Raw genomic sequence first — 7,946 nt, forward strand, 5'->3', positions numbered from 1 at the left:
CGCGAAGTCCGGGCCTAGACCGGGGCGGACGCGCACCACGTTGCTCCGCGGGGCGGAACTGGTCCTCACCATGGACCCGGATGCGGGGCAAGGCGCGATGGGCACACTCGACCACGCCGATGTCCTGATGCGGGACGGAAAAATCGCCGCCGTGGGGCGGCGGCTCCCCGAGCCGTCCGGGGCAAGGGTGGTGGACGTGAGCGGCCGGCTGGTACTGCCGGGATTCGTGGACATTCACAACCATCTGTGGCAGTCCAGTATTCGCGGCGGGTGCGCGAGTCAGGACCTGTACGGCTGGCTCGCCTCCTGCAACAGCACGACCCTCCGCAAGATCGACGCCCGGGACATGTACCGCTTCGTCCGCCTCGCCGCCTTCGACGCGCTCCAGGCGGGCGTCACGACCGTCGTGGACTGGGTGCACCCCATCCCGTACGAGACCAGCGAGCGCTACATCGGCGCGCTCGACGACTCCGGGCTGCGCTTCGTGTACGCCATGATGCAGAGCGCCTCGGACACGGACCTCGTCGCCCGGGTGAAGAAGGACCTGATCGACCCGCTCCCGCTGGCATCGGCCCAGGTCTCCGTCCACGCGGGCATGGCAGGCGTGGACCGGCTGCGCCAGTTCAGCGAGCTTGCCCGTGACCTCGGAGTGATGCTCAACTCCCATGTCCTGGAGCATCACAGCGACCGCCGGGACGACCCCATCCGCGCGCTGCGGACGGCTGGGGCCTTCGGGCCGGATCTGCTGATGAACCACGCCATCCATCTCACCGACGACGAGATCGCGCTGATCGCGGAGCATGACGTCCGCGTGGCCCACTGCCCGCTGAGCAACATGCGGCTGGCCTCGGGGATCATGCGGCTGCCCGCGCTGCACGCGCGCGGTGTGAAGGCGGGGCTGGGCCATGACGGGGGAACCAACGACACGTCCGACATGTTCAACCTGATGAAGGCGGCCCTGGGGCTCCAGCGGGCGCTGCACCAGGACCCCGGGGTGCACCCGACGATTCCGGCCGTACTGCGCATGGCGACCCTGGGCGGCGCCGAGTGTGTCGGCATGGCGGACCACATCGGTTCACTCACGCCGGGCAAACGCGCGGACGTGATCGTCCTCGACCCGGGCACACTCAATTTCGCACCCCGCTTCGACTGGCTGAACCAGATCGTGCTCAACGGACAGCCTCCCAACGTCAGTTACGTCTTCGTGGACGGCCGGATGCGCAAGGCGCACGGCGAGCTGCTGGGCGTCGACACAGACACCGTCATCAAGGAAGCCGAGCTGGCGGCCACCCATGTCCGTGGTCGGTAGGGCCCGCCCCGGACGTTCGCCCTACACCCCGAACAGCTCCCGGCACGGTTGGTCCAACCCCGCCACCTCCACCGGCACCGTCCGGTGCGCCTCCCAGTCCTCCCTGGTCAGCCGCAGCCGCAGCGACGTCCTGGCCTCACCCCGTACCGACTCGACCATCAGGCCGTCCGGCCGGTAGCCGAGCTTCTCCGACACGCGCAGCGAGCGCGGGTTGTCCGTCATCGCCGCGGACGTGACATGGCGAGCCCCCAGGCCCTCGAAGGCCAGATGCAGCACGGCGGCCCGCATCTCCGTACCGATGCCGCGCCCTTGGTGCGCCAGCCCCAGCCAGGAGCCGGTCTCGCCCTCCCTGGTCACCGGGAAGTCCTCCGTCATCAGGTCCTGCCTGCCGACGGTCTTCCCCTCGCACCGTACGGCCAGGCTGAGCGTCCACTGCTCCGGCTGCCACTGCGCGATCGTGCCCAGCACGTGCTGGAACGTCACCCGCGCCCGGTCCTGCGGCGACCCGTCCGTCCATGGCACCGAGAAGGGCATGGACGCCTCGTCGTGTACGCCGTCGGCCGCGACTCCGGCCAGTTCGTCGAGCACCGCGCCGTCCGGCAGCGTCAGTTCGAGGCGCGGTGTCGTGATCCGAAGCCCGTACAGGGGCCAGAATTGTGTCGCCATGACGAAATGATTCCAGTCGGGGGCGGGAAAGACATGCGATTTTCACTGGGCAGGACAGCACAGCAGTGGGCGGGCAAGCGGCTCAAAGGCCGCCGCCTCATACCCCGCACCCGCCGCGCCCAACGGCGTACGGTCCAGGCCCTCATGCTCGCCGCCGTGTTCGCGCTGGCCCCCGCGACCTGGCTGCACGCCGTTGCCGACAGCCGGGTCAGGACGACGGCCGACGCCCCGGCCCGCGACGTGGTCGTCGTCTTCGGGGCCGGCCTCTGGCGGGGCGGCCCGTCGCCGTACCTCGCGAACCGCCTCGACGCGGCCGCCGAGCTCTACCGGGCGGGCAAGGCGAAGGTCGTGCTGGTGACCGGGGACAACAGCCGGACGGAGTACGACGAACCGGACGCCATGCGCGCCTACTTGGTCGCGCACGGCGTGCCCGGCAAGCGCATCGTCAGCGACTTCGCGGGCTTCGACACCTGGGACTCGTGCGTACGCGCCAAAAAGATCTTCGGCGTGGACCGGGCCGTGCTGGTGAGTCAGGGATTCCACATCCGCCGGGCGATCGGGCTGTGCCGGGCCGCCGGCATCGACGCGTACGGCGTCGGCGTCGACGCCCGGCGCGACGCGACCTGGTACTACGGCGGCGTACGGGAGATCCTCGCGGCGGGCAAAGCGGCGCTCGATGCCGCGACCGAACCCGATCCGCGGTTCCTGGGGCGCCAGGAGCCGGGTGTGACCGAAGCCCTGGCAGAGGCGTCGGAGCGCTGACAGACTGACGACTCCCGGTATGCCGAATCCGCTTTGCAGCATGAGCGTAGGGATGACGACCCCTGGCGTGAACGGCAGGCCGCCGGCCAGGACGATCGCCGTTGCCGCGTAGCCGGCGGCGAGCACGACCGCCCCAGTCTCCAGGACCCGGCGGCCGTACTTCGGCACGAGCCTGCTCGCGATCACGTCCGCTCACTGAGCGCGCTGAGCACGTCGCGTCATGCCGCCTCACCGGTCGGCGGTGGCGGAGGGGAGCGGGGCGTACCGGGGGCGTAACACCCGGGGGCCCGTCGCCGTAACACTGCCGTCGCATGCTGACGGCATGCCCCACCCCTCCGCCGCACCGGCCCCCACCCAGGCCACGCCCCCCGCCTCGACCGCCACCCACTGCCCCTACTGCGCGCTCCAGTGCGGAATGAACCTGCGCGCAGCAGCGGACGGCGCCGACGTGGTGGAAGTCGTCGAGCGTACGGACTTCCCCGTGAACCGGGGCGCCCTGTGCGGCAAGGGCCGTACGGCGCCCGCAGTGCTCTCCTCCCGGGTGCGCCTGACCGAGCCACTGGTCCGTCGCCCCGCCACAGGCAGGCTCGAACCGGCCACCTGGGAGGAGGCCCTTTCGAAGATCGCGGAGGGTCTGGGCCGTACCCGACAGGTGTACGGTCGCGACGCCGTCGGCGTCTTCGGAGGCGGCGGGCTCACGAACGAGAAGGCGTACGCGCTCGGCAAGTTCGCCCGCGTCGTCCTGTCCACGTCCCAGATCGACTACAACGGCCGCTTCTGCATGTCGTCGGCCGCCGCCGCCCACCAGAAGGCCTTCGGCCTCGACCGCGGCCTGCCCTTCCCCCTGGAGGACATCCCGCGCACCGGCTGCGTGATCCTCGTCGGCTCGAACCTCGCCGAGACGATGCCGCCCGCACTGCGCTACCTCACGGAGCTGAAGGAGAACGGCGGCAAGCTCATCGTCGTCGACCCGCGCCGCACCCGTACCGCCGAACAGGCCGACCTGCACCTCGCACCGCGCCCCGGCACCGACCTGGCGCTCGCGCTGGGTCTGCTGCACATCGTCGTGGCGGAGGGCCGTACGGACGAGGCCTTCATCCAGGACCGTACGACCGGCTGGGACGAGGCGCGGGCGGCCGCGATGGGGCACTGGCCCGAGCTCGTCGAGCGCATCACCGGCGTCCCGCTCCCCCAGCTTCGCGAAGCCGTCGGCATGTTCAGCGACGCGGCGACCGGCATGGTCCTCACCGCGCGCGGCCCCGAGCAGCAGTCCAAGGGAACCGACACCGTCGGCGCCTGGATCAACCTGTGCCTCGCCACGGGCCGCGCCGGCCGCCCCTTGTCCGGTTACGGCTGCCTCACCGGCCAGGGCAACGGGCAGGGCGGCCGCGAGCACGGCCAGAAGGCCGACCAGCTGCCCGGCTACCGCAAGCTCACCGACCCCGCCGCGCGCGAGCACGTCGCGGGGGTGTGGGGCGTGGACCCGGACAGCCTGCCCGGTCCTGGCCGCAGTGCGTACGAACTCCTGGACGCACTCGGCGGCGACATCAAGTCCCTCCTCCTCATGGGCTCGAACCCGGTGGTCTCCGCGCCGCGCGCCGCCCACATCGAGGAGCGCCTGCGCTCGCTGGACTTCCTGGCCGTAGCAGATGTCGTCCTCTCCGAAACGGCGGCGCTGGCCGACGTCGTCCTTCCAGTAACCCAGTGGGCGGAGGAAACGGGGACCACGACGAACCTGGAGGGGCGTGTCCTGCTGCGGCGCAAGGCGATCGACCCGCCGCCCGGTGTACGTACGGACCTGGAGGTCCTGCACGCGCTCGCGTCGCTGCTCGGCCACGAGAAGGGCTTCCCGGCCGACCCCGAGGAAGTCTTCGCCGAACTGCGCCGCGCGTCGGCGGGCGGCCCGGCCGACTACTCGGGGATCTCGTACCGCCGGATCGCCGAGGAGGACGGCGTCTTCTGGCCCTGCCCGGAGCGCGACGCGGGCGACGAGCACCCCGGTACGCCCCGGCTCTTCCTCGACCGCTTCGAGACTCCCGACGGACGCGCCCGCTTCGTCCCCGTCACGCACCGCCCGGCGGCCGAGGAACCGGACGCCGAGTATCCGATTCTCCTCACGACCGGCCGGGTCGTGGCCCAGTACCAGTCGGGCGCCCAGACGCGCCGCGTCGACGAACTCAACGCGGCCGCGCCCGGCCCGTTCGTGGAGCTGCATCCGCGGCTCGCGCAGCGCCTGGGCGTGTCGGAGGGCGACCGGCTGGCGGTGGTCTCCCGGCGCGGCCGTGCGGTCGCGCCGGCCAGGATCACGGACTCCATCCGCTCGGACACGGTCTTCATGCCGTTCCACTGGCCGGGCGAGGGCCGGGCCAACACCCTGACGAACCCGGCGCTGGACCCGACGTCACGTATGCCAGAGTTCAAGGTGTGCGCGGTGAGGATCGAGCGCGCGCACGACTGACCGGGCTCACGGGCCGCTGTTCTCCGGGATGGCGGTCTCCTGCTCCACCCACGCCAGGTACTCCGCGCTGCCTCGCACCACGGCCGTAGCGATGATCTCGGGCGTCTCGTAATCGTGCGCGTCCTTGAGGTGCGCCTCCAGATCGGCGTACCGCACACCCGCCGTCTTGAACACCACCTGCCACTCCTCGGCGGTCTCCGTGGCCCCCTCCCACCAGTAGACGGAGGCCACCGGCCCGATGACCTGCGCACAGGCGGCCAGCCGCGCGTCGACGGCGTCGCGCGCAAGCACCAGCGCCTTCTCCCGGCTGTCGGTCATGGTCAGTACGGTCAGCCATTCGGCCCCTGCGGTGTCGGACGCTGTCACGAACGTTCTCCTCACGGATGGACTACTGCGTGCCAGGGCCAATCAGGCCGCGAAGGCGAATTCCGCCTCGGGCCGCCGCCCCAGCTCGAACCACAGCAGTTTCCCGCCGAGTCCGGCCCCGACGGAGAAGCCACCCCAGCTGTCGGCACACAACTGCACGAGAAGCAGCCCGCGCCCACCGGTGGAGTCGTCCGGTTCCGGGAGGAACGGCAGCAGCGTGGGCGGCTTGTCGAAAGGCGCGGGAATCACAGGATTGGTGTCCCACACGCTGACCCGCAGCCGCCCTTCGCGCATGGACCGCATCCGCAGGGACGAGGGTCCGTCGGAGTGGCGGGTAGGAGTTGGTGACCACCTCGGAGGTCAACAGCTCGGCGATGTCGATCAGTTCCCCCATACCGTGCCCACCAAGCACGGCCCGCAAGGTCATACGAGCAACGCGCGGAGCACGGGGGTGATGCGGCAGATGAAGGGCGTACGCCCAGGGTTCGGGCGAGGATACGGTGGCCATGAAAGCCTCCTGCGGAAGAACGGAGTTGACCCACTCACCCTCGGCACCACACGGTGGCAATGCCGCCCCGATCGCGGGCGGTCCCTTGTGGGTGACACGGCACACTGCGTGCACACGAAGAGGGAGCCTCATGCCAGCCAGCACCGCACCCACCCTGCGTCAGCGCCGTCTCGGCGCCGAGCTGCGCAAACTCCGTGAGCATGCTGGTCTGACCGCCACCACGGCCGCCACGCACCTCGGCGTCAACCAAGCGCGAATCAGCAGCATCGAAGTCGGCCGCTACGCCGTAAGCGCCGACCGGGTCCGAGCCTTCGCCCGCGCCTATTCATGCGCAGACGACCAACTGGTGGAGGCCCTCGCGGCCATGACCGGCGGCCGCAAGCGCGGCTGGTGGGACGATCACCGCGAACTTCTGCCCGCCGTATTTGCCGACCTGGCGGAACTGGAGCACCACGCCGTCGCGTTGCGGGTGGCACTGGTGATTCACATCCCCGCGCTTCTCCAGACGCCGGACCACGCCCGGGCGCTGTTCAACACCGTCGTCCCGCCTCTGCGCCCGTACGAAATGGAGCACCGGATCTCCCACCGCATCAAGCGACAAGAGATTCTCTACCGGGATCCTCCGATCCCGTACGCCGCGAACATCCACGAAGCCGCGCTTCGCATGGGCTTCGGTGAAGCCACAACAGCCCGAGCCCAGCTCAAGCACCTCATCGCGATGAGTGAGCGGGACAACATCACTATCAGAGTGATCCCCTTCGGCAACGGCACGTTCCCGGGCAACGGCCAGTCGATCGACTACGTGTCCGGCCCTGTGCCGCAGCTCGACACTGTGCAACTCGACGTCCACCATGGCTGCGATTTCCTCGATGCCGAAGCCCAGTTGGCAAAATACCGCTCCGTCTTGGACCGCATGGAGGACAGCGCTTTGACCCCTTGCGCGTCACGCGAGTTCATCCACCGCATCGCACAGGACATCTGAGAGAGGAAACCACTGTGCCCACGCTGCCCTGGCAGAAATCCTCCTACAGCGGTGACAGCTCCAACTGCCTGGAGGTCGTCGCCGCCGAAACGGGTGGCATCAAACTCCGCGAGAGCGACGACCCGGTGGTCATACTGACCGCCACCCAGCAAGAACTCCACCGCCTCATACGCGGGGTCAAGACCGGCATCTTCACCCACCGCTCGGACCACCGCGCCTGAGAGCAGGCTGCCTGAGCCGAGGCACAGCGTACGCATGTACGTGCCATTCAACTTCCACCCCATCTACCTGCCGGCACCGAAACGCTCCCGCGATGGCCGCCAGCCACACCGATGAGACGGATGGGACTGGAGAGGCGATGGAATTCGCCAAGTGCGGGGTTCGTCGCACTCCGAAGCCTCCATTCAACTGTCGCGCCCCACCCGCGCCGACATGAGTCCGCACGTCGACCCGGCAGACCAGCCGTCCACCGGCGTGGGTGCGCGTGCGTGGGAATGGGGATCCTGCATTAGCGGCCGTCGCCGCAGTCGCTGAGACTGGGGCCGAGCCACCCCCTAGACCCGTACTTCGCAGGTCACCCGATCGTGAAGATCAACTGGTCACGACCGATCGCCGCTCAGTCCGGTCCGCAACGGCGATCGCAATGCCGGTCCGATCCGGTCGGGTTCGGACGCCGAAGAGCCGCTGCGGCGAACCTTTTCAGCGACCCGCGAAGTCCGGGCCTAGACCCGTACTTCGCAGGTCACCCGATCGTGAAGATCAACTGGTCACGACCGATCGCCGCTCAGTCCGGTCCGCAACGGCGATCGCAATGCCGGTCCGATCCGGTCGGGTTCGGACGCCGAAGAGCCGCTGCGGCGAACCTTTTCAGCGACCCGCGAAGTCCGGGCCTAGA

General features: G+C 69.7%; 8 protein-coding genes. 5 read left to right on the top strand and 3 right to left on the bottom strand.

The window, feature by feature from the left end; all coding sequences use genetic code 11:
- Positions 1-1,309: amidohydrolase family protein (locus J7E96_RS36955; RefSeq protein WP_251070977.1), on the top strand; the 1,309-nt coding region annotated here is incomplete at its 5' end.
- Positions 1,310-1,330: 21 nt separating this feature from the next.
- On the opposite strand, the gene J7E96_RS36960 is transcribed toward J7E96_RS36955, so the two are convergent.
- A complete protein-coding gene (locus J7E96_RS36960) occupies positions 1,331-1,975 on the bottom strand; it encodes a GNAT family N-acetyltransferase (RefSeq protein ID WP_215138327.1) in 645 nt (214 codons plus the stop codon).
- A 33-nt stretch (positions 1,976-2,008) separates the two neighbouring features.
- Between J7E96_RS36960 and J7E96_RS36965 the strand changes: the two genes are divergently transcribed.
- Positions 2,009-2,737 (top strand): vancomycin high temperature exclusion protein, encoded by a 729-nt coding sequence (locus tag J7E96_RS36965; protein WP_215138328.1) that lies wholly within the window; start codon positions 2,009-2,011, stop codon positions 2,735-2,737.
- Between the two features lie 322 nt (positions 2,738-3,059).
- Complete coding sequence (locus tag J7E96_RS36970; RefSeq protein ID WP_215138329.1) at positions 3,060-5,195, top strand: molybdopterin oxidoreductase family protein; 2,136 nt, start codon at positions 3,060-3,062, stop codon at positions 5,193-5,195.
- A 6-nt stretch (positions 5,196-5,201) separates the two neighbouring features.
- Here the strand turns inward: J7E96_RS36970 and cutA are convergent, their stop codons facing one another.
- Positions 5,202-5,513: a divalent-cation tolerance protein CutA gene (cutA, locus tag J7E96_RS36975; RefSeq protein ID WP_215138337.1), complete on the bottom strand. Its 312-nt coding sequence runs from the start codon at positions 5,511-5,513 to the stop codon at positions 5,202-5,204.
- Positions 5,514-5,603: 90 nt separating this feature from the next.
- The gene (locus J7E96_RS38650; RefSeq protein ID WP_308296320.1) at positions 5,604-5,855 is read right to left on the bottom strand and encodes an ATP-binding protein; all 252 of its coding nucleotides are present in this window, start codon (positions 5,853-5,855) and stop codon (positions 5,604-5,606) included.
- A 344-nt stretch (positions 5,856-6,199) separates the two neighbouring features.
- Between J7E96_RS38650 and J7E96_RS36985 the strand changes: the two genes are divergently transcribed.
- Positions 6,200-7,051 carry a DUF5753 domain-containing protein gene (locus J7E96_RS36985; protein WP_215138331.1) on the top strand — a complete coding sequence of 284 codons (852 nt, stop codon included), beginning with the start codon at positions 6,200-6,202 and terminating at the stop codon, positions 7,049-7,051.
- Between the two features lie 14 nt (positions 7,052-7,065).
- Positions 7,066-7,272, top strand: a complete 207-nt coding sequence (locus J7E96_RS36990) for a DUF397 domain-containing protein (protein ID WP_215138333.1) — start codon at positions 7,066-7,068, stop codon at positions 7,270-7,272.
- The last annotated feature ends 674 nt before the right edge of the window (positions 7,273-7,946 follow it).

The sequence above is a fragment of the Streptomyces sp. ISL-96 genome (assembly GCF_018614035.1).
Classification (GTDB): Bacteria; Actinomycetota; Actinomycetes; order Streptomycetales; family Streptomycetaceae; genus Streptomyces.

Excerpts from the sequence above, each read along its gene's own strand:
- J7E96_RS36960 (WP_215138327.1), bottom strand. The coding sequence starts at position 1,975 with ATGGCGACACAATTCTGGCCCCTGTACGGGCTTCGGATCACGACACCG.
- J7E96_RS36965 (WP_215138328.1), top strand. The coding sequence starts at position 2,009 with ATGCGATTTTCACTGGGCAGGACAGCACAGCAGTGGGCGGGCAAGCGG.
- J7E96_RS36970 (WP_215138329.1), top strand. The coding sequence starts at position 3,060 with ATGCCCCACCCCTCCGCCGCACCGGCCCCCACCCAGGCCACGCCCCCC.
- cutA (WP_215138337.1), bottom strand. The coding sequence starts at position 5,513 with ATGACCGACAGCCGGGAGAAGGCGCTGGTGCTTGCGCGCGACGCCGTC.
- J7E96_RS38650 (WP_308296320.1), bottom strand. The coding sequence starts at position 5,855 with ATGCGCGAAGGGCGGCTGCGGGTCAGCGTGTGGGACACCAATCCTGTG.
- J7E96_RS36985 (WP_215138331.1), top strand. The coding sequence starts at position 6,200 with ATGCCAGCCAGCACCGCACCCACCCTGCGTCAGCGCCGTCTCGGCGCC.